The organism is Enterobacter asburiae (assembly GCF_007035645.1).
Lineage (GTDB): Bacteria > Pseudomonadota > Gammaproteobacteria > Enterobacterales > Enterobacteriaceae > Enterobacter > Enterobacter asburiae_B.
The window spans coordinates 1383470-1403599 of sequence record NZ_AP019632.1 but is presented as its reverse complement, the minus strand read 5'-3'; the positions used below and the strand labels follow the sequence as shown (position 1 = coordinate 1403599).

The following is a 20130-nucleotide window of genomic DNA, read 5'->3' as shown; positions in this document are numbered from 1 at the left end:
GGTCCTTATTTGACTAACGCCGCCAGGGCGATTTCAAGTGAATTGATGGTCTCAGGTTTGATATCTTCGGCAGCGCCCGGCGTACCGTCGTTGGTGGTGACAGCGCCAGGCATGCCACCGGATAAGGCTTTAATGAGTTTTCTGCGCTCAGAGCGCGGGGTGTTTGTCTTGGCCAGCAATGCATCAAGTTTGCGAAGCGCGGCTGCAGGCGATTCGTCGCCGTCGCTGACCGCATCAGCAGAAAGCAAGCTGTCTGCCAGTCCCTTCGCCACAGCATCACTGCCACCTATATAGCTTTCCGCGTCCATCAGCTTCTGCACGGCGGCCATATCAAGGCCGGAGCGCGCCGCGTAGATGTCAGCCATAGCGGTATCGAAGGGTTCCAGTGACTGTGCCAGTTCTGCAAAATCATGACGGTTTCCCATCGCGTATACCCAGCAGTTGTGGATCATCAGGAAGGCACCGCGGCCAATCTGAATATCATCCCCGGCCATCGCAACTATCGAGGCGGCGCTGGCGGCAATGCCCAGCACCTTCACCGTTACACGGCCTTCGTATTCGCGGAGCAGGTTATAAATAGCCAGACCTTCGAACATGTCGCCGCCCGGTGAGTTGATATTCACCGTGACGTCGGCGCCGTTCATAGCCCGAAGCGCACCGGCAATACGTTTAGCTGTTACCCCTTCGCCCCAGTAGTCCTGCCCGATAACATCAAAAACAGAAATGCTGTTATCGTCGGTGGCCGCCGCTTTGATCCCGCCGTCCCAGCGGTCCAGTGCGGACGGTAATGTTTCACAGGTAACGCGCGCGCAGGGGCGACCCGCCGGTGCTACCGGAAGTTGTTTTTTGCTCATCAGGAAAGTGCTCCTAAGCGGCCTGTTTCAGCGGAGATTGTTCAAAGGAAATATCGGGGAATACGTGGTTATGCAGCTCTCGCAGGGCCAGTGCCTGAACAGCAGGGTTGCTGCTTTCGAGATTTTTCAGTTGCGTCAGGTTGAGCTGAACGGTGTAAATATCGCCCCCTTCAATTGGCGGCATGTTCTCAAGACGACGAACGTCATTACGGGACATCCAGCCATTTTGAAGCGCGCTGGTATAGTATGCCGCGCGACCTGCACTATCGGCTCGCAGTAGACCTTCAACAGAGAATTCTGCAAACACTTCGTCATCGCTGTCGAGTAAGCACCGGCCAATTTCCTGCTCAATATTCACCAGCAGCGGTCGAAGTGTATGAGTCAGGAACTGCAGGTTCATACCTTCCAGGCTTGATGCCCAGCTGCTTTGTTTCGTGGTGTGACCAACCATGAAAGGCGGCACGCGAAACCATCGGCAGATTTCCTCAATGCTAAATGCGCGGCTTTCGAGCATCTGAGCATCTTCCGGGTTCATGGTCACGCCCTGATATTTCAGGCCGCCTTCAAGAACCATAATTTTTCCGGCGTTTTTGGAGCCGGTGAATGATGCCATATAGCCACGAAGTCTTTCACGTTGATCGTCTGTCAGCGCATTATCAGCGGAGAGAAAACCTGAGCTCTGCAGACCCTGCTCGAATATCTTCGCCGCGGACTCTTCAACGGCCATTGCTGAACCGATCACATCCCGGCCAGTCTTCATCGGCATCATGCCGCAAACACCGTCCAGGCCGAACCCGCGAATGTGCATGATGTTTTTGACCGGAATGACGCGCTCGTTTCCGTTTTCAGTGTATTTGTATTCCAGCGCACCGGTAGTGAGGCGTTTAACCACCATGTTCTGCGGCAGCAAAGGCACCAGCGAAACCAGGCGGTTTGCGATGAATTTCTTCTCAATGAAGGCGTTCCCGCGCAGGCAAATACTGGCGACCACCATCAACATAAAGCGTGATGGTGTCATTTCTGAATTGGGTCGGCGGCACAGTATCGAATAGGCCGGATGATCGGTTGCCGCTTTACGCGAACCGTCAGGCTGTCGAACGTATATTTTCAGTGGAAGGGTTGAAATAGACTCGCTTAACAGTCTTACGCATGCCCACACAGCCGATAGCTGGATGGCTTTATCGGCCGTGACCACCTTTCCGCTGCTGCTGGTGCCAAACCATTCCTCCCAGAACGTGCCGGTAGTCAGGCTGATAGGCACACCAAGCCAGTTAAGCAGAGCGCTTTTCACCCTGCCTGGCTGTTTGTTTTTTTTCATCAGAAACCTACCATGATGGGATTATTGAAGAATCCGGAGAGATCCTGCTGGTCGTTGCCACCGTTAACCAGAACGCGGCTCATTGCTGTGAACAATGCCGCCGGGCCATCAATCTTGGCCTCTGGTGTGGACTTGTTCGGGAAAATGTTCTCGTTCCGGTCAGGTTTGACGGTTACGTTGGACATCATCCAGTTCATTACCGGGTGATCGCTGTGATGGAAGCGGCCACCGTATACCAGTGCTTCGACCTCTTTCATCGCCTCAGAGAAATTGCGAACCGTCTGCGGCACTTCCACCAGCGGCAGCCCTTCTTCTGCCAGCGCAAGGCTGAACTGCGTCGCACTCCACGGGTCGAAGCCAATTTCTTTCAGACTCTCGCCAGCAACCCACACCTGTAGCTCTTCCTTAATCTGAGCATGGTCGATTACATCCCCGTCGGTAAGGATCAGCTTGTCCATCCCGGCCCACTTACGATAGAGCTCTGCCATCTGGCGTGAACACTTATCAAGGCGTCCCTCCGGCAGCCAGAATTTAAAATCCGCATGAACGTGGCCACCTGGTGCGCGCCAGACTTTAGCGGCTGCACAGATATCAATTTTGTTTGAAAGGTCAACGCCCACCCAGGAGGGATAGGTTTTAAGTTCGTGCTGCGGGGCGATAAACTCGCATTTTTCCCATTTCATCATGTCCATCCAGGCAGACTCAGCGGTAACCCAGATGTTCATGTGTTTGGTGAAAAAGTTAATCCTGGCCGAAACCTGCTCTTTCGCCTTTTTAGCCAGGCGGCGAAGGTCATCCCAGCGCTTACAGATACCCAGCCCCGGATTCGCCTTCTGCCAGACTTTTTCATCAAAGGGATCGTCACCTTCATCTAAGGTGTAGATGATGGCAAAAAACGTATCGTCTTTAACCAAGCCTCGCAGGACCTTGATTGCGTAATCGCGTAGTTCGTAACAGATGCCTTCTTTGTTGAAGCCGGCGGTGGTGATACCGAAAAGCAGAGATTGCAGGCGCGCGCCGGTGGCCGTCTCAAGAACGTCCCAGACGTCACGGGTTTTATGAGCATGCAGCTCGTCGACGATGGCGCAATGAATGTTCAGGCCGTCGAGGTTGTTCGCATCTGATGATAAAGGCTCGAATTTGGAGGCCGTTTGCTCCTGGTAGATAGCGAGCTTGTTGAATTCGAAGATCCGCCCAAGAGTGGCTTTCGCCTTCTTGACCATATTTTTCGCGTCTTCAAAAACAATTCGCGCCTGGTCACGGGTGGTTGCAGCGGAATAAACCTCCGCCCCGCCTTCGCCGTCTGCGCCAGCCATATAAAGCCCCACACCGGAGCAAAGCGTTGATTTGGCATTTTTACGGGCCACCTCAACATCTGCTGTACGGAAACGCCGAACCATCACCGGCCGACCGCTGCCGTCGTTACGCAGAACGGTTTCCCCCGTCTCTTCGTTAACCAGCGGGATAACAAAGCCAAAAATATTAATCAGGATGAAAACATGCCAGTCCATCAGCTCAATAGGCTGGCCTGCTAGAGCGCCTTTTACGTGAGGAACAAAATTATAGAAATTCAGAATGTGCTGCGCGCGTGGCTCACTGAAGAAAATACCGCGCTCTTCGCCGTGTGCCAGATCGTCAAGAAAACGCTGGCAGGCAAGGCGAACATACTCACAGGCAATAATTTCTCCCGCCACCACCCTCTCGGCGTAGCGGATGCCTTCTGCAACCTTAGCCATTAATCCCTCGCTTTCATAAACTCGGTCAGCGGGTCGACCGCATCAGGACCTTTTGCATTCACTTTAGAGCGGCTTGCTGGCGTCATGCCGAACTCACCGAGCATGGCACGTAGACGTTTCCAGGCATCAGCTTTCATGATTGCCGCCGGGTGAGCTTTGATCATCACATCCCCGCTCTGCGTTTCGGTACGGTAGGTGTACCCCTCAATTTCAAGCGTGTCGCAGTGGTGCCGGTATTCGGTATATGCCTCAACCAGCAACTCAAGGGCTCTGGCGTCCAGTTGGGACATAACACCAATAGCATCGAGCTCATCGGCCATCCGCTTGAACCAGTATTTCCCCTGCTTGTCGAAATGCTTCGGCGTTGGGGGTACCCCTGCAGCGGGTTTTGGTTCGTTCTCATTGATCGGGCGTTTTGATGGGTTACCCCTCACCAAACGTAGATGGGTCGGGGTTTTCGGTGGTCCAGACATAATCGAAAACTCCTATTAATCATCGAATGGGGGACCCCATAAAAAAGTTTTCTAACCTGCGGCGATGTGAAAAGAGGTTAGGCGGCGGTCCTTAGCCGCGTCGTTCCTGAACTTTCAACCCGCCCTCCCCCTCGGTCTACTCAAATGAGAATTGATGTCATTTGAGTCTTTCGACCGCTGTCTTCGCCCTGTGGCAGGGCTTGCAGAGGCTTTCGAGGTTGGACAGGTCATCGGTCCCCCCATTTGCTTTGGCGGTGATGTGGTCCACCGTCTCAGCGGGTGTATACCTTCCATTTCGCAGGCATTCCTGACAAAGGTGTTTATCTCTGTCGAGAACGATTGGGCGCAGCCTGTCCCACTTGCTGCCATAACCTCGCTGATGTCTGCTCTGTCCTCGCTGATGCTGCTGCCAGCCTTCGTTAAGGTGCCTGGGACAATAGCCTGAGCGGTCTGTGGTTGTGCCAGGACAGCCACGCTTGCGGCATGCTCTCGGTATTAACGCAGGCATTAGGCTAACCTCCACGCCCTACGTCGCTCTGTTCGTGGCGCTGAGTCAGGGTGACGCTCAACCGGTTCGCCGTCAGCATGATCCACCAGCGAGTAACACGGATAAACCACTGCGCCGCCATAGGCATCACCTACGGCATAATCAGCTGGCTTGCTGCTGTCCCATCGAGAAAGGACTCGTTCAATATTCTGAGGGGGTACGCTATAACAAACGCCGTGTATAAGCCGCTGCAGCGTGATGTAATCAGCCTGAGTCTTATCAGCAACAATCAGCCGCTCAGCTATCTGCATTTGATACTGAGGTGGTCGGCCAGTACCGAGATAAAAGCTCAACATGTCGTCAGGAAAACGAGCCAGCCAGTCAGTGACCTTTTCGGTGAATCCGGGTACCGGAAATGCGTCGTCTTCCAGCACCACTACCCGGCAAGGTTGCTCGGCAGCCCATTCGATAGCGCGCCGATGATTCCAGTTAGCACCGTGGTTACCGTCATCAATAAGCAGATGAGCATCCAGCAGCGCGGTAAGTCGTTGCGCATGACCTATGCGAGAGTGATGTCCAACCACAACAAACTTAATATCTGTCAGCATCATTATGGGTAAACACCTTATTACGGGCTCGTCGTGCAACCTCAGCGGCTTCATGCTTACAGTCAAAGTAACCAAGGTGATGACGGGTACCATGCTCTTTATAGTGAGCACACCATTTCTTCATATCCCGATTCCAAGTAACGCCACGAAATCCTGACGCAGAGGAGTGACGATGCCTGTTTTCAGCGTTTTGTTTTGGTGTTGCTATTCGAAGATGTTTTGGGTTGACGCAAAGAGTGTTATGGCAGGTATGGTCAATCAAATATCCGTCTGGGATAGGTCCGTTGCAAAGTTCCCATGAAGCTCTGTGTGCAAGAATCATCTTTCCAGGCCCGCCAGCAGTAACTCCAGCTTTCAAATGCCCGTAAAATAAATACTTCCCACCGCCTATAGGACTCTTTCTCTTAGCCGCATTCCAGATCCAGCATTCATCTGGAGAAGCAACAACGACCTTTTCCCAGAATCTTTCACTGAAAGTTCTGGTCTTTTTCATATAAGCCTATTTGTGTTTAAACCAGGCGCATTCTTTGCCAATACCATCAGTCTTAAAAACTGTATGGATGCGCGGGCCGGTGACAATGCGATCGCCAAAAGACTTAGCGACAATGCCAAAAGCGATCATATCCCCCACCGCAGCGCCAGCCTGTTCTTTCTTCCAGAAGCGATAACTCTCGATCCGGTAGTAAAGACGGATGATGCCGTGAGCGAACGCCATAACATCAGCGCGGCTGCCACCCAGCAGACCAGCGTTAAGCATCACATTATTGCGGTGCGCTTCAATGAACTCCTGATAGATACGCTCAGGATGATTCTGCTTTGCCCAGGTGTCGGCGTAGGTCTTCGGTTCGGAACCGACGTAAACATTCCCTGGCTGCATTTCATCCCATGGTGCGCGAAGCATTTCGACATCGGTACCATCGGTACACCAGACGAACCGGTATTCAGGGTGATCGCGTAGATGCTGCCAGATGTGAAGCCAGCGCCGGAAGTAGACATTCATCTTCACGTCAGGGACGCGATACAGCTCAACGTCTGCCGGTGCCGTATGCAGCTCATCCACCAGCGCAATACGGCTACAATTCCGAAGTGATGAGGCCCATTTAGCCAGCATGTCAGGCGAGGCAGCCATTTTCGTACCGCGCTGCGGGTCTGGCTGGCTGGTCAGTAACGTAGTGATAACCACGTCGCGCTGAGATCGATACTCGGCATAGCCTGTATAGCCTGAATCCCGGCGCTGCCCGTAAATCACAGCGTTCTTTTTATCGAGCGCTTCACGTTCTGGCCTCGGTATGCTGCGCGCGCCTTCTTCGTACTCGTCCATTGAATGAATCAGCTTTTCAGAGCCAACCACATCAGCAAACGCCCAGGACGTTAAGCCAGCGTTATAAATCCGAAGCGCCAAATCAGGATGCTCATACATGCCCCTACCATACACCGGATCGAACCCGCCAACCTTCTCAATAGCATTGCGATGGTAGTACAGCATCACACCACGCTGCCCGGTGTAAGCAATATGCTTATCATCCCGGTACAGAACGGTCATATCGTTAATCTTTCGCGGGCCAGCCAGATCGAGAAACTGATAAGCCAGGTGCGGCTCTGGAGATTCGATATACGGCAGGTGCCAGTTGTCGGCGATAGGCCAGCCGTCGTCATCCCATAAAAACAGGTGCTCGCACCCGGCATCCATCAGGGCTGACAGGCTAGCGTTCTTCGAAGCAACAATGCCGAGTGATGTTTCATGGCGAAGCAGCTGCACGCCGTGTGGCACTACCACTGCAGGTTTTGAACCATCATCGACAACCACCACCAGCGCGCCGGCGGGAAGATGCTTCTGGTGCTGCTCAATGGAGCGCTTTAAAACGTCTGCCCGGTTGTGTGTCGTTATTGCAATGCCGATCCGCGATGAATTTGTGCAGGCGGGAGCATACGGAATACCATTAATTGTGACATCCATATTGCTACCCATTTATTTTTTCACACAGATTGCTTGCGTATTAGTAGAACGGGCAGTTTCAAACTGTTTAAGGAATTCCGCCTTAGCCGCCTCACATGTTTCCTGCGATGAAAACTCCTGTGAACGGATGCTGGCGAAATCGTTATCCGCCCATGCTGATGCATACAGCGAAAAAATCAGGATAAAAGTACTCATGGTTGTTCCTTTTAGGCGTGAGCCTGTCGCACGGCAAAGCCGCCGAAAGTTAACGGTTTGCCCAGGCTCACAGCTGAAAGACTTTCTTTGATGTGCGCGTGCGATGCGCATAAAAAAGCCCCGACTGTACGAGGCCTATTTTTGCTTGTCTGTAACTTAGATTTGTGACATCTATAATCGATAACAATGCTATGGACAGTCTGAATGAGGTTAGTGATGTATGTGCTTTACGTTATCCTGATGTTGCTTGCTGCCATATGGATAGTTTTAATCTTCGATATTAACGAAGCTACTCATCAACTTATTCGATTAATAGATTATTTTGAGGAATTCTTTACAGTCCAATAAATCCAATTAAAAGGCCTGTTCTCTGTTTTTCATTTCCTGACAGTTCGCCTGCCACGCTTTGTTATGCGCCAGGATGTCTTTCTTCGTCTGCTTATCCAGTACATCCCAGTCGTGATCCGTTCCGTAAATGGGTTTAACCCAGTCGCAAGCCGTGTCCACTACCTCAACCCTTGCGGGTCCAGTCTGTGCGCAGCTCGCGATCAACATTGTCATCAGGCATGTGGTTAACAGTCTGCTGTACATTGCTGGCCTCTTTCGTTGCTTCTACCCGGCGTTCTGCTGCTGCGACCGTGGCTGCGGCCTTTTCTTCGGTGCGCTGCTGGTCTGCTTTGGCTTCCGCTTTGCTGGTGCCGCGTGAATGACCCAGGCCAAACGCGGCGGCGATAGCAGCAAACACCGCGACAACGAGTCCGGTAATCATCTCAAGCGTCATATAACCACCCGCTCCTTTACCCAGCCATAAACAAACGTCTCGTTCGCGCTGCGCTGTTCTGCCAGTTCGAGATAACGCTGACCCTGGCTGCAATTCAGGGCACGGAGCATAACCAGCTCCCCCTCTTTTCCTCGCCGGGCAAGATAGCTTTTTAATGCGCTGATAGTTCGCGGACCGATAAAACCATCTGCAATCAGATCGGGATAGAGCGAGCCCTGAATGTTGAACACGTTCAGCCAGCGCTGGAACCATTTGGTCTGAACCGATGGTCCCATGTTAACGCCGGTATCGCACAGTTCGGCAGCGATGGCTGGTGATACCTCAGAAACAAGATCAAAGCGTGGCCCTGTCCAGTAGTCAGCCGTCAGGATATCCAGCGCCTGTTGGCGGGTCAGGTTCCGCATATCCCCGGTGAATCCGTGGGCGCGAGCTACCGCTTGTGTGATCCCCCAGTTAGTTGGACCGCCCTTGTCGTCAGGGTGATTAACATAGCCGCCCTCTTTACCGAGGATGGCATTAAAAATTTCGTCTTTGGTCATGCGAATGCCTCAGGACGTCAATGATGCGTGCTACGTTTCCCCGAGCCCAGAGAACGGCGGCGCATATCAGGACGTTCACCAGCACCACGAACCAGTGCGATTCATGGTACAGGCCGAACAGGTAACGGAAAGGGACGCTGGCGTATACCAGCACCGTGAAATAAGCCATCAGCGATATCAGAGGGCGATGTCTCGCCCCGCCGCGCTGGTAGAACATCAGAGCAAGGACGATCACCCCACAGATGAGGGCATTCACCATCGCACTCGGATCACTTGTTACCATTGCTGGCCCCTCCACCACGTAAACGTGAGAGAATTCCAAACAGGCTACCCAAATCCTGACTATTGACGAACGTCAGCAGCTTAATAGCAATGGCGGCTACGATTACCGCGCCCAGCGCATCAAGTGGCCTGTCGCTATACCCGGTCCATTTGGAGAAGTAAGAGCCAAGCAGTGGCGCGCCGATAACACCGAAGATGAATGAGGTGATGAAGTAGCCCACTAGCTTAAGGCGACTGATATTAACCGCAGTAGCGACGTAGAACACCGCACCAGCGAATGCGCCAAACACCACACCGTAATCTATGCCGGTTGCCAGGCCGAACATGCTGGCCCCCATCAGACCACCAGTCGCTACCGTAGTGCCAGAAACAGGATCGGACATTTAGCCCCCTCTTATTGCCGTAAGTCCTCTCAGAACGAGGGGAAACAAAAAAAGGCCGCCAGTAGGCAGCCTCTAAAGTGACAAAAACCTCGTCATTGCGCGGTTTATGAATAGCTCTAAGTTCGTGGCGTAGATACCACTCTTAGCACAGTAACCCATAAATTGCGGACCGCACTAATGATTTTTTATTTTTTTAGATGTAAATTGATGGAAATATCTGCATTTCCATTCAGAAGAGGTAATCGTGAAAGTATTTATAAGTTGGTCAGGTCAGCGAAGCAAAGTTGTGGCTGAGATTTTCAGTGATTGGCTAAAGTGCGTAATCCAAGCTTCACAACCTTGGATCTCAACAAGAGACATTGACCGTGGTGCAATTTGGTTTTCAGAAATTAATGATAAATTGAAAGATGTTTCAGTGGGAGTAGTATGTCTTACACAAGAGAACAAAAATAAACCTTGGATTCTTTTTGAAACCGGCGCATTAGCTAAAGGCCTTACTACCAATAGAGTTTGCACTTTTTTGATTGACCTTAATCCTGAAGACTTACAAGACCCACTTGCACAATTCAATCATACGACTCCGAACAATCATAGTGTTTGGGAACTAACAAGAACAATTAATGCTTGCCTTGTTGACAAGGCTTTAGATGAGAGGATATTAAGACAAGTATTTGATACCTACTGGCCTCAGTTTGAGGATAGTTTCAATGCAGCCTTAGTTAACAACCCACCACAAGAAGTAATTCCTCCACGAACTGAGCAGGATATCCTGACAGAAATACTAAATAACACTCGCACCTTGAATCAGCGCGTTAGACAACTCGAAGCCAACAACAACGAATTAAATGCTAATAAAACCACAAAAGCAAACATTACAAAGAATGAGATTCGGAGATTGAATAATCAACTGGAAAGCATAATGCAATCAGGGATTTACAATGAAGATGAAGTTATGGCGTCTTTGGATAGCTATAGCCTCCCTGAAGATTTTATTAGAGATCAAATTAGATTTAGCATTATCAACTATCGTCATAAACCTCTTAAAGTCAGCATTGAATAAAATATCCCCCCCGTAAATTAATTATTTACGGGGGCTTATCATCAATCCATGTCCAATTGAACATCAAGCATGGAAAGGCAGCCTTCAATAAAACCCTCTGCCATCTGAATTTCAATCCGTATTATCTTCTCGTCTTTTTTTCGCGCTTTCGCAATTTTCCGTTTTGAGATGCCATAAAGATAATGCGCAACTAAGAGCGAATGCTCATAGGGCTTACGCTTTTTAAGACGCGCTAAGCAGCCTTCAATAATTAGTGCGTCGTCGTCAGTGCATGAAAGGCGGTATTGACTCGTTTGTGGAAGAAGTCCTTTGAAGCCTGCAGCGATTGGTGAGTAATCAACTCCAGAGTTATCGCACGCGGCCCATCCACCCCAACGTTCTAAAACTAACTGAATATCACGCATGTTTTCTCCACTGTTCATGCTAATACGCCTATTGCCAGCGCACGATCTAAAAACCGAATCAATAGCGATAACTGGTCGCCGTGCTTCGCTTCAAATGCCACAGGATCTGCGTGCAACTCATCGTGATGCGCTCTGCACAGCGGTATCACAAACAGGTCGTGCGCTTTGGTACCCATTCCACCCTGCCCGTGGCCTATCAGGTGGTGGGGGTCGTCTGCCGGGTTATTACAGCAACTGCACTGCTGCGACTTCACCCAGCGGGTGTACTTATCGTTCTCCCAGCGGCGGCGCTTTGGCCTCAGCATGAAAGATTCCGGTGATTCAGGATCGACCTTCACCGAGACTACCTTCTTAACTTTCTCCTGGAGGATTTCAGTCGCCGGTAAAGACGGAACAATCTCACTTTCCCGCATCACTGAGCTGTGAGATTCAGGCTTAATCCGGAGCGCCTGGCTAGCCACTGATTCAGGAATTAGGTCAGCCAGATCGTTACGTACCATCCACCAGCAGAACTCCGGCAGCGTCAGGGTGTGGTCTGCACCAAAGCCCAGCATAATATTCACCCTTTCGAGTAGCCATTTTACCAGGTTCTGCATGGCAATTCCTGCCAGTCTTTCAGTGGTTTGTTCGCGCAACTGGTTATCACATCCCCAACAAAGGCGAATGCTTCCGGGTGCGTGACGCATTATCGTGAAGTCCTTTGAGTGCCAGTCATTGTGGGGCCACTGACATTCGAATTTACGCTCCAGCCAGGCATCAAGACTGCTAAGACCACCAGCATGCTGAATAACTCTCTCATTCAGGAAAAGCTCATGCACACTGACATCATCCGTCAGTGGCTGGTGTGCTTCAGGAATCAGCCCAGATGGCAGATGCTGGATAGCTTCCGAAGGTGTCTCAATCACAACCCGGCCACGACGAAACAGCCACAGCAATTCGTTGCCTGGGCGGAACAGCACAACTCCCGACATTGGTGCTACTTCAGGTGTCAGTATTGCTCTCACCTTATTACTCCTACGGCTGGTTGATGTTTAGTGATCGATATTTCAACCCTGCCACCCGGAACTTTAGGGCCCCACTCCACCAGCATTCGCTGTACCTGGCTGTCATCCTCCCAGATGCCAGCATGTGTAAGCGCGTCAAATAGAGCCTTGTTGTAATTGTCGATGTCCCGGCAGCGTGCATCTGGCGGAAAGAGAAGGATCTCCACCGCTGCTGGCGACGATGATGGTTTTGGAAGGCAACGCAGCTGCTCAATAATCGCTGCGCATGCCGCACTCTGATATGCCCTGCCTTTCTCACTGATAAGATGGCGGCCTTTTAACGGTCCCTTGTTAGGGGCTCGCCAGTAGGTATTTACGCTCGGCGGGAACGGGAGCACCAGTTTCATAAACTCGCTCCCTGTTTTTTCAGCCACTCTACAGCACACTCTCTGGCTTTCTCTCCACCAGATAACAGGCCTTTAATGATCTCTACCGGATCTGTATCCCATTCCGTTTTGACGACGGTAATGCCCCTGGCAGCGCCAGGAGCAATAGAGAGGTAGCCTTTTTTCTTTAGTGCCTTAACGTGCTCAGCGGCAGCGTTCTGCGATGAGCAACCAATCAGTTCAGCAAGCTCTATCAACGTGGGTGGGAAGCCAACCTTTTCAATGTGAAGCTTGATAGCTTCATACACTTCACTTTGACGCGGCGTTAACTCGTTCATGAGTCCTCCCCAATACGACCCTTGTAGCGTCCAAAGCGACCGTTAAGCCGCCCGATGATGCTGTAGAACATCATTAGGCTTACCCCCATAGGCTTAACCTTCTCGTGATATTTCTTAAGGATCGGCGTCGCTATTGAGTTCCAACCTGCTGATGGATTCTCTGTGATAGCTTTCTTAAGCGCGGTGCTGCATTGACGAGCAACATCACGAACCGCGTTATCCTGCTCGGTTGATAGTTTTATCATGCTGCATGCTCCCGGTTATTTGTGACAGGAACAGCAACGCCGGGTATCAATTCAACTGCAGATGATTCAGCCTGATTACCCCAGTGGTCCCAGCCAGGCACACCGCAACGGCTGAACAGTTCAATGCGCGGAACGTCACCATAGAGCTTCTCCAGACGGAAACGCACCTCTGCAGGTTTCTGGCTGTGCTCACCGAGTGGGCTGTAGATAACCTGCTTGATGCTTGCGCACTTCCGCTCAAGTCCGTTCCCCCTGGTGGCGATCAAAAGGTCTTCCGTATTGGCTCGGGTGTAGTTTCCGCCGTTCATGCGGGTCTGTTCGTTCAGCAGGTCGAGGAAGTCGTAAAAGTCCTCTACTCCACCTGCCTGAAGAGCTTTGTTGATGTGCTGCTCTGCCAGCGGGTTGAACTTAACCCAGGTGAAGCCCTTCATCGTGCGGACCTTGAAGCCCCAGGCTTCAGCCAGTTCAATCGCTTCGCGGGTATGCGTGCCGGTGAACCACATAGCCAGAACTGCATCATCTGCAGCCAGGTCCCACACAGGAATACGCTTCATGTCGATCAGCTTCATCGTGCCGTAGTGATTAGTAGCCGCGCCGTTGCTGACAGTGTTGCCGTATTCCCAGGCTGGGTCAGCGTAAATCAGAGAGTATTTCATCAGATGTTCCTCGCTCGGCCAGCCAGACACCAGCCATCACCGGTGGTTTTAACCCTCGGCGCCATGCTCAGGCAGCGCTTACGCTCTTTGAGAATTTTGGCTCGCATGGTTTCGTTCTTTGAGCGATTGAATGCCTCCATCAGAACGGTCGCAGCACGCAGATAAAGTCCCTTGTCAGATAACTCTTTAGCCTTGTCCATCATCGCAATGACGGCTGTGTTTGGTGCCGCTTCCTGCTTTGGCTCAGGGGTTACTTCATCTTTTTTGATCGGCGCGCGTGGGATGATCGGCCCAATAGGTCCTGTCGGGGCTTTTGCGTAGTAACGGAAGTTAGGACGCACACCTTTGCGCTCAGCGCGGTTAAGCATGACCAGGCGGCATACCGCACGCTGAACACTGTGCAATGCGTACTCCGGTAGTGCTGCGGCGATCTGCTTGTTCGTCATTCCGGGGTTATTAGCCACGAAAAGCTGGATTGTTTTGAGAAAGCTCATGAGTTCGCTCCTCTGAAACCGTTGGGGACTTTGCTGTAATCAGTGTTCTGGAAGCTGGAACGGAACACGCCATCTTCTCGGGCCCACTCTCCGTTTACGCGAGGAGGACGCCCAGCTTTTGCCCAGCTTTTCGCTGACTTCAGATAGCCTGGGAACTTTGTTGGCTGGAAAAGAGTCTGTGGGCGAAGGTAAGCCGACATCGTGAGGTCGTCGCTCCACTTGGCGTTGCAGTAATCCACCACCAGCGATAACTCTTCAACGGTGTAACCTTCACTGATTCTGGCGCGGATGTTCTGCAGCGAAGTTGTTGAAACCTGATAACGCGAACTGGTCACCTGGTTCAGATGGGTTAAAACCTGTTTAGCCTGATCGGTGATAAACACATCACCGTCTGGTTGCGGGGCAACCGGACAAATAGGTTTTTTAATATCTGTAGTATTCTCTGTTGTATTCTCTGTAAGAACATCAGTGCAATTTGACCTGATGAGAGCTGTTCGTTTTGACCCGATGGAGCGTTTCACTTTGACCTCTTCCATCGGTTCATTTTGACCTGATGGAAGAGTGCAATTTGAACTCTTCGAGTTGGTCACTTTGACCTCATCTAAAAGTTCGCTTTCGTAGTTGATCGTGTAGTAGTTCGTCATGTCGCGCTGAGACTTGTTCAGTTGCTCAACTTTGAGCACGCCGAGGTTCTTCAGGCGGGTGAATGTGCGCTTCAGCGTAGACTCAGACCAGAACGGGAACTGCTCCAGCCACTGCTCGTTGGTGTTGTAAATCCAGCGCACGCCGTCACGCTCCAGTCCGGAGGTGGTTTCTTTAAGCCAGTAGTTAACCTGCTGCAACGCAATGGCCTCGTTCAGGCCAATGCTGTACGCAAGGTCAGGGTTTATCACTATCGGCCGGGATGGCATCAACAGGCTCATGGTCGTCCTTTAACTCTGTAAATTTACGCTGGAATTGTTCAAGAGGGCTGAAGCACTCATGATCGTACCCTTCGCGAAGGTATATAACGCGTCGAGTCTGTGGCTCCCACCTGACGACGTGGACGGGGATGCCTCTGTGGTCTCTGAATCGCCGGTCAACTTCAGCCATTCCTCACGCCCCTTCTCGTTCATCTGAGCAAAAGCCTCTACCATCGCGTTCTCAGGCTGGTAGTTGTTCACACCAGCCTGGTCGTTTAATCTCTCCACATAGCCGAACGGGGAGTCTTTTCCCACCAGTGGAAGGCATCTGAATTGCTTCGCTGGTCTCAATCGGTTTAAACTGTTCATGCGTTAGTTTCTCCACTGAATACGACACGCCAAGACGCCAGGGGCCTGCACGCCCGCTGGCGTCACTTTTTTGGGGATTTATTCCGGCTAAACAGCGCGACAATCGCGCGGATTTCTTCTTCACGCGCAGCCAGGTGACGGCGGTGATGTTCGTGAATCTCTTCAGCTTCATGCGGCTCAATCACTCCATCTTCCAGGGCTTTCTGGATAATCTGATCAACCTGTCCGCGTGCTGCTGCAGTTCTCATAGCGCGGGTAAACAGATCTACGCGATCGAGATCTTCCAGCTGCGGAACGTCCACCAGTAGAGCGCCGCGACGTTGCGCGAAGTAATCAGCTAGGAGAGACGTGTTTGAAATGTCTTCCATCGCCTCCAGCTCGTTCACTTCAAAGAAGCGGCAACCGTTCTTCTCGTACAGGTTGTTGTTGAACTGCGTTACTGACATGCCAAGAGCACCGGCCATAGCCTCACGGCCACCGGGGTACGCTTTGCACATCGCTTTCACTACTTCTTTCAGGCTTGGCTCTACCATGTTGGTTATCCTTTGGTAGTTATTTTTCAACTGAGAGTTGTGTAATGTTTTTAACAACTGGCAACCCGTCATTTTGATTTGGGTAGATGTCAGGGCGGAGCTGATGGGGAGTTACTGCCCATCCGCCCCATTGACATAATTGAATAACTCTTTCAGATGGCACTCGATTTTTAGCTATCCAATTAGCAACAGATTGAACTGACTGAAATTCAAATCTTCTTGATACTTCTGAGATAGAACCCACCGCCCTCACAGCTTTGGCGGTAACATTCTTAAGATGAGGTGTCATGTTGTCTCCTATTGATAAGCACCAACCAATACTACTTATAGTAGCATTTATTAGCAACTTAAAATAGAAATGACAACTATGTCTTGTGCGCTTAATCTTCTACTTATGGTGGAAGATGCTAAATACAAAGACTTTGCCGACAGGCTAAACAAGTCTCTCCAAGAGAAATCTATTGGAGTAAAAGAATTGTCACAGTTCAGTGGTGTCTCATATGAGATGGCGCGACGCTATACTCTTGGCACAGCAAAGCCAAGGGATGAAAAGATGATTCGAATTGCTGAAAGGCTTGCAGTTTCACCGGCCTATCTTGATTACGGAGTTCCAGTTAACGGCGGGGACTTGCCCCCTGTTGGTACCGTAAGAATTGAGCAATTGGATGTTCATGCGTCTGCTGGTTCAGGATTTATTAACCAACCTTTTCCAACGATAGTCAGTTCAATCGAGATTCCTGAAGAGAGAATTTACGAATTATTCGGTCGAAGAACTCTAGATGGCATTGTCATGATCAACGTTGATGGCGATAGCATGATGCCCACGTTATGCCCGAAAGATTTACTGTTCATCGATAGCCGCATTGACCGGTTTAACGGAGATGGCGTATACGTTTTCAACTTTGAAGACAGCACTTTTGTTAAACGACTGCAGAAGGTAAAGGGCAGACGATTGGCAGTTCTTTCAGATAATGAGCGCTACCCTCCCTTCTTCATAGAAGAACATGAGATGAATGAAGTTTATATATTTGGCAAATTAATCAGATGCTTACCATTAAAAATGATGGAATTTGGCTAATACTTCATTTATTCCAAACCGGCGAAAGCCGGTTTTTTTTCGCCTGTAATTCATACACATAGTCAAACACTCTACCTAACATTCAATTTTTTCTACTTTCAGTAGTTGATTTCATCTACTTAAAGTAGCTATATTATTTCCATCACCAGCGAACATTGTGGGTATTCATCATGAGCACTAGCGCAAACAGAAAGATGGTAAATCTCCCTAAAGGGATGATGTTTACACCTGTTTATAGCAAGTGCCCTAAATGCGGTTGTGACCTACAAAAGTGGCATGATTCCCTTGTAGATCAGATAAGCACCAAGCAAGCAAAGAATGGTGCCTGTGGTACTGAATTTGCGCTTGAAGCCGGTACCAAGAAATCTTTGGCCCATGGCCTCTTCGAGGATTGTGTAGCGTGGATGATTTTTCCATTCACCACAGCAAAAAAATATGCCGCCAAGAGAAATAAGAAGCGCTGAATTTGTAGGTAATTTTGGTAGCAGTCCACCAGCGGTAGAGAGGAATACGATTGTGCAAATGACGATCAGCGCCTTGTACCAAACATCCAACTGAAGGTTGGATAAAGGATTGTTCATGTTATTCAGTTTCTTGGTTGTGTGAGAACTCCAAGAATACCACCGAGCCTGATGTGGTGAAAAGACAGGCAGCAGTTGCAGTACGGTATATGGCACATGTGCCGCAGCGGTCCGGGGATTCCTTAGGCAGTATCCCGATCCAGCGGGTAGCCGGAATGTGCAAGCCAGTTGTGTACGACAGCCAGAGACGTTTCACCAGCGTGGCGATCAGGTGTGACACCTCGGAAGAGACGAGGATACAACGTTGAGAGCACTATCTGTGAATAAGCACACCAGGCAAACGCTACGTGATGCCCAACCGATAGCTGTTTAGAAGCATCATTTAGTGCTCTCAACGTTGTGGATGTGGCTCAATTGGATAGAGCGCCCCTTTTGTGGGGAGTTGAGCACTACTCAAGGATCATAACCTGGAGTATCTCATGCGGCTGGCCAGACGTTATCTGGGTTCGAGTCCCAGCGCCACAACCACATCACGTTAGGACCGTGGTAAACCGTAGTAGCTGTACCAGATGCTGTGTGTAGTCTTGGCGGTCGGCAGTTGTGAATGTCCTTAATGTCGACCGCCCCTTTTACACAACTGAAAGCGCGTTCAGCCGGTTCCTTGAGAGGCCTTAGTCGTTAAATCAACTCAGGGGAACGCGCTCCCAATTGTGGAGAAGCTAACTGGCGGTGGCAGCCGCCCGTTTCACTAAGTGCCCTGGTTGGGTGCTTACTAAAACGAAACCCCTTTAATTTTTGTCGCCGAACGGCGAGGGATTCGTTCAACCAAAAATCAGCGCTGTGCAGAGCGCTTATAACACGGAGAAACTATCCATGACGAACACACAGAACGTCACCGAGTTACAACCACGCATGACAAGAGAGCAGCTTATTGACGCAGCTCGTAAGGCCGCCCCTCTCCTCCCTGCAGCTTACGGCTGGATGGTTAACGAACTGGCTACACGCCTTGATGTTTCCAGCGTCGCGCTCTGTGAAGCGTTGGCGCAGCGTAAGGAACTGGCTGAGCAGAACGCCACCCTTCTCCAGGATGTAGAGAGTTGGGCTAAAGAGTGCGACCGCATTGTGGAGCGTCACACTAAGACCCGAACCAATATGCATCTTCTGGAAGCTCAGCGTGAACTCCGCGAACTGCCTCCTGTGGTGATTTCCATGAAGAACGAGGTTGCTCTCTGATGGCTAACTCATTCAAGCAAATGACCAAGGCCGGTGTAATTAAGCGCACCGACACCGGGATGTTTATCGCCCTTTCCGATATCCATGTTCGTGAAGGTTTCAATAAGCGTGAAGACGACGAACGCACCCGCCAGGCTGATGATGACCTGTTCAACTATCTGATGAACGGCGGATCAGTTCCACCACTGGAAGTTATCGCACGTGATGAAGGTGGTGTTTGGGTTGTTGAAGGTCACCGCCGTCGCCGCTGCTATGCGCGCTGCGCTGAAGCTGGCAAGCCAGTAGACCGCATCCACATCATGCCATTTAACGGTAACGATGTGCAGCGCCTGGCGCGCATCATGACCAGTAACAACCAGCTGCCGCTCTCAGATATGGAACAGGCTGCAGTTATTCAGGAGCTGCATAACGCCTTCAATCAGACCACCAGCGAGATCGCAAAACTGGTCAACAAGTCTGTTCATACTGTCGAAAAGCTCCTGCTCCTTAGCACAGCTAACCACGACGTTCAGAAAGAAGTTAAGTCTGGAAGCGTGTCTGTTGATGTTGCCGTTGACCGAGTAAAAGAGTTTGGCGAAAAGGCCGGTGAGGTTCTTCAGAAGGATAAAGCTTCCGCTGCCGCAAAGGGTAAGAAGAAAGTTACCCGCAGCGTTATAGCGCCAGAAATTAGCGTTAAGAAAGCGCGTCGCCTTGTTGAACTGATTAGCCTGGCCGGGATAAGTGACACAGGTGTTATCTCTCTCGAAGGTATGGCCCATGCAGAAGCATCGCAAATTATTGATGAGCATACAGCCATAGCCGCCCAGCTTCGCAAAGGAGCTCAGTCATGAGCAAAGCAAAAGCATTACAGCCAAAATTCAATGTCGGTGAAACTGTCAATTACACCGACCGTCAGGGCAGAAAGCAAAGCGGCAAGGTGCGGCATATTGAGGGCAAATGGACTGCGTTTGGCAGTGCTTACCTTATCTACACCGTTCAGCATCCGAGCTACCGAAATGGGAAGATGCACTGTGGGGAAGACGTTATCGAAGGAGCCGCCCAATGAGCAACATCGACAAACGCGCAACAGAGATGCTGATTGAAAACGGAGTGCTGGTTGCCGACACGCTGAGGCATTTGGCTGATAACGAAATCGACTCCGATTACTTTGCTATTTGCCACACCAACGAAAACGGAACTGAAATTGAATGCGAGCTGGCAATTACAGATTACGCACGCCAAGCGGCTGGAACCGTTGATGATCTGGTAAATGCGCTGGAAGCCGCAGAGAAGCAGATTGCAGATTTGAAAGAGGCGTTCAGCATTGCATTGTCTG

General features: G+C 50.7%; 31 protein-coding genes and 1 pseudogene. 6 read left to right on the top strand and 26 right to left on the bottom strand.

Annotated elements, in window-relative coordinates:
• Window positions 1-5: 5 nt before the first annotated feature.
• The 14 genes from FOY96_RS06670 to FOY96_RS06605 all read right to left on the bottom strand — a co-directional run bounded on the left by FOY96_RS06670 (window position 6) and on the right by FOY96_RS06605 (window position 9613).
• Window positions 6-854, bottom strand: a complete 849-nt coding sequence (locus FOY96_RS06670) for a head maturation protease, ClpP-related (RefSeq protein ID WP_143346705.1) — start codon at window positions 852-854, stop codon at window positions 6-8.
• Between the two features lie 13 nt (window positions 855-867).
• The gene (locus tag FOY96_RS06665) at window positions 868-2172 is read right to left on the bottom strand and encodes a phage portal protein (RefSeq protein ID WP_071283826.1); all 1305 of its coding nucleotides are present in this window, start codon (window positions 2170-2172) and stop codon (window positions 868-870) included.
• Window positions 2172-3908, bottom strand: coding sequence for a terminase large subunit (locus FOY96_RS06660; protein WP_143346704.1), 1737 nt, complete (start codon window positions 3906-3908; stop codon window positions 2172-2174). Before FOY96_RS06660 ends, FOY96_RS06665 begins: the two co-directional genes overlap by 1 nt.
• On the bottom strand, window positions 3908-4381 hold the full coding sequence (locus FOY96_RS06655; protein WP_086538230.1) for a phage terminase small subunit P27 family: 474 nt from the start codon (window positions 4379-4381) through the stop codon (window positions 3908-3910). The genes FOY96_RS06660 and FOY96_RS06655 overlap by 1 nt, the downstream gene beginning before the upstream one ends.
• Window positions 4382-4538: 157 nt before the next feature.
• Entirely contained in the window at window positions 4539-4889 is a 351-nt protein-coding gene (locus tag FOY96_RS06650; RefSeq protein ID WP_143346703.1) for an HNH endonuclease, read from the bottom strand.
• Entirely contained in the window at window positions 4889-5479 is a 591-nt protein-coding gene (locus FOY96_RS06645) for a hypothetical protein (protein ID WP_143346702.1), read from the bottom strand. The genes FOY96_RS06650 and FOY96_RS06645 overlap by 1 nt, the downstream gene beginning before the upstream one ends.
• Window positions 5460-5969, bottom strand: a complete 510-nt coding sequence (locus FOY96_RS06640) for an HNH endonuclease signature motif containing protein (protein ID WP_071925305.1) — start codon at window positions 5967-5969, stop codon at window positions 5460-5462. Before FOY96_RS06640 ends, FOY96_RS06645 begins: the two co-directional genes overlap by 20 nt.
• A gap of 6 nt (window positions 5970-5975) precedes the next feature.
• Window positions 5976-7433 carry a glycosyltransferase family 2 protein gene (locus tag FOY96_RS06635; RefSeq protein WP_143347757.1) on the bottom strand — a complete coding sequence of 486 codons (1458 nt, stop codon included), beginning with the start codon at window positions 7431-7433 and terminating at the stop codon, window positions 5976-5978.
• Between the two features lie 12 nt (window positions 7434-7445).
• Window positions 7446-7628, bottom strand: coding sequence for a hypothetical protein (locus FOY96_RS06630; protein ID WP_143346701.1), 183 nt, complete (start codon window positions 7626-7628; stop codon window positions 7446-7448).
• Between the two features lie 354 nt (window positions 7629-7982).
• A complete protein-coding gene (locus FOY96_RS06625) occupies window positions 7983-8135 on the bottom strand; it encodes a hypothetical protein (RefSeq protein ID WP_248269890.1) in 153 nt (50 codons plus the stop codon).
• 4 nt (window positions 8136-8139) lie between these two features.
• Entirely contained in the window at window positions 8140-8409 is a 270-nt protein-coding gene (locus FOY96_RS06620) for a hypothetical protein (RefSeq protein WP_143346699.1), read from the bottom strand.
• Window positions 8406-8948 carry a glycoside hydrolase family 108 protein gene (locus FOY96_RS06615; protein WP_143346698.1) on the bottom strand — a complete coding sequence of 181 codons (543 nt, stop codon included), beginning with the start codon at window positions 8946-8948 and terminating at the stop codon, window positions 8406-8408. Before FOY96_RS06615 ends, FOY96_RS06620 begins: the two co-directional genes overlap by 4 nt.
• Window positions 8926-9231, bottom strand: a complete 306-nt coding sequence (locus FOY96_RS06610; RefSeq protein WP_143346697.1) for a phage holin family protein — start codon at window positions 9229-9231, stop codon at window positions 8926-8928. The genes FOY96_RS06615 and FOY96_RS06610 overlap by 23 nt, the downstream gene beginning before the upstream one ends.
• A complete protein-coding gene (locus tag FOY96_RS06605) occupies window positions 9218-9613 on the bottom strand; it encodes a phage holin family protein (protein ID WP_135346114.1) in 396 nt (131 codons plus the stop codon). Before FOY96_RS06605 ends, FOY96_RS06610 begins: the two co-directional genes overlap by 14 nt.
• 244 nt (window positions 9614-9857) lie before the next feature.
• Between FOY96_RS06605 and FOY96_RS06600 the strand changes: the two genes are divergently transcribed.
• Window positions 9858-10673 (top strand): toll/interleukin-1 receptor domain-containing protein, encoded by an 816-nt coding sequence (locus FOY96_RS06600; protein WP_143346696.1) that lies wholly within the window; start codon window positions 9858-9860, stop codon window positions 10671-10673.
• Window positions 10674-10714: 41 nt separating this feature from the next.
• Here the strand turns inward: FOY96_RS06600 and FOY96_RS06595 are convergent, their stop codons facing one another.
• The 11 genes from FOY96_RS06595 to FOY96_RS06545 form a co-directional block, all read right to left on the bottom strand.
• Window positions 10715-11077 (bottom strand): antiterminator Q family protein, encoded by a 363-nt coding sequence (locus tag FOY96_RS06595; RefSeq protein WP_143346695.1) that lies wholly within the window; start codon window positions 11075-11077, stop codon window positions 10715-10717.
• Window positions 11078-11091: 14 nt separating this feature from the next.
• Window positions 11092-12081 (bottom strand): DUF968 domain-containing protein, encoded by a 990-nt coding sequence (locus tag FOY96_RS06590; RefSeq protein ID WP_143346694.1) that lies wholly within the window; start codon window positions 12079-12081, stop codon window positions 11092-11094.
• Window positions 12078-12467 carry a RusA family crossover junction endodeoxyribonuclease gene (locus FOY96_RS06585; protein WP_143344961.1) on the bottom strand — a complete coding sequence of 130 codons (390 nt, stop codon included), beginning with the start codon at window positions 12465-12467 and terminating at the stop codon, window positions 12078-12080. Before FOY96_RS06585 ends, FOY96_RS06590 begins: the two co-directional genes overlap by 4 nt.
• Window positions 12464-12784 carry a LexA family protein gene (locus FOY96_RS06580; RefSeq protein WP_143346693.1) on the bottom strand — a complete coding sequence of 107 codons (321 nt, stop codon included), beginning with the start codon at window positions 12782-12784 and terminating at the stop codon, window positions 12464-12466. Before FOY96_RS06580 ends, FOY96_RS06585 begins: the two co-directional genes overlap by 4 nt.
• Window positions 12781-13029 carry a hypothetical protein gene (locus FOY96_RS06575; RefSeq protein WP_143346692.1) on the bottom strand — a complete coding sequence of 83 codons (249 nt, stop codon included), beginning with the start codon at window positions 13027-13029 and terminating at the stop codon, window positions 12781-12783. The genes FOY96_RS06580 and FOY96_RS06575 overlap by 4 nt, the downstream gene beginning before the upstream one ends.
• Window positions 13026-13685, bottom strand: a complete 660-nt coding sequence (locus FOY96_RS06570) for an MT-A70 family methyltransferase (RefSeq protein WP_143346691.1) — start codon at window positions 13683-13685, stop codon at window positions 13026-13028. Before FOY96_RS06570 ends, FOY96_RS06575 begins: the two co-directional genes overlap by 4 nt.
• Window positions 13685-14179, bottom strand: coding sequence for a hypothetical protein (locus FOY96_RS06565; RefSeq protein WP_143346690.1), 495 nt, complete (start codon window positions 14177-14179; stop codon window positions 13685-13687). The genes FOY96_RS06570 and FOY96_RS06565 overlap by 1 nt, the downstream gene beginning before the upstream one ends.
• Window positions 14176-15102 (bottom strand): conserved phage C-terminal domain-containing protein, encoded by a 927-nt coding sequence (locus tag FOY96_RS06560; protein ID WP_143346689.1) that lies wholly within the window; start codon window positions 15100-15102, stop codon window positions 14176-14178. Before FOY96_RS06560 ends, FOY96_RS06565 begins: the two co-directional genes overlap by 4 nt.
• Window positions 15059-15271 carry a DUF4222 domain-containing protein gene (locus tag FOY96_RS06555; protein ID WP_074134593.1) on the bottom strand — a complete coding sequence of 71 codons (213 nt, stop codon included), beginning with the start codon at window positions 15269-15271 and terminating at the stop codon, window positions 15059-15061. The genes FOY96_RS06560 and FOY96_RS06555 overlap by 44 nt, the downstream gene beginning before the upstream one ends.
• 241 nt (window positions 15272-15512) lie before the next feature.
• Window positions 15513-15983, bottom strand: coding sequence for a YmfL family putative regulatory protein (locus tag FOY96_RS06550; RefSeq protein WP_059290948.1), 471 nt, complete (start codon window positions 15981-15983; stop codon window positions 15513-15515).
• A 19-nt stretch (window positions 15984-16002) separates the two neighbouring features.
• The gene (locus FOY96_RS06545; protein ID WP_073961581.1) at window positions 16003-16272 is read right to left on the bottom strand and encodes a transcriptional regulator; all 270 of its coding nucleotides are present in this window, start codon (window positions 16270-16272) and stop codon (window positions 16003-16005) included.
• Between the two features lie 69 nt (window positions 16273-16341).
• On the opposite strand from FOY96_RS06545, the gene FOY96_RS06540 reads away from it, so the two are divergent.
• Window positions 16342-17061: a LexA family transcriptional regulator gene (locus tag FOY96_RS06540; RefSeq protein ID WP_143346688.1), complete on the top strand. Its 720-nt coding sequence runs from the start codon at window positions 16342-16344 to the stop codon at window positions 17059-17061.
• A gap of 263 nt (window positions 17062-17324) precedes the next feature.
• Here FOY96_RS06540 and FOY96_RS06535 read toward each other — a convergent pair whose 3' ends face one another.
• Window positions 17325-17642, bottom strand: coding sequence for a hypothetical protein (locus FOY96_RS06535; protein ID WP_143346687.1), 318 nt, complete (start codon window positions 17640-17642; stop codon window positions 17325-17327).
• An 813-nt stretch (window positions 17643-18455) separates the two neighbouring features.
• On the opposite strand from FOY96_RS06535, the gene FOY96_RS06530 reads away from it, so the two are divergent.
• The 4 genes and pseudogenes from FOY96_RS06530 to FOY96_RS06515 form a co-directional block, all read left to right on the top strand.
• Window positions 18456-18815 carry a hypothetical protein gene (locus tag FOY96_RS06530; RefSeq protein ID WP_143346686.1) on the top strand — a complete coding sequence of 120 codons (360 nt, stop codon included), beginning with the start codon at window positions 18456-18458 and terminating at the stop codon, window positions 18813-18815.
• On the top strand, window positions 18815-19645 hold the full coding sequence (locus FOY96_RS06525; RefSeq protein WP_143346685.1) for a chromosome partitioning protein ParB: 831 nt from the start codon (window positions 18815-18817) through the stop codon (window positions 19643-19645). The genes FOY96_RS06530 and FOY96_RS06525 overlap by 1 nt, the downstream gene beginning before the upstream one ends.
• Window positions 19642-19860 carry a hypothetical protein gene (locus tag FOY96_RS06520; RefSeq protein WP_143346684.1) on the top strand — a complete coding sequence of 73 codons (219 nt, stop codon included), beginning with the start codon at window positions 19642-19644 and terminating at the stop codon, window positions 19858-19860. Before FOY96_RS06525 ends, FOY96_RS06520 begins: the two co-directional genes overlap by 4 nt.
• 23 nt (window positions 19861-19883) lie before the next feature.
• A pseudogene (locus tag FOY96_RS06515) lies at window positions 19884-20108 on the top strand (ead/Ea22-like family protein); the annotation flags it as partial.
• Window positions 20109-20130: the final 22 nt, after the last annotated feature.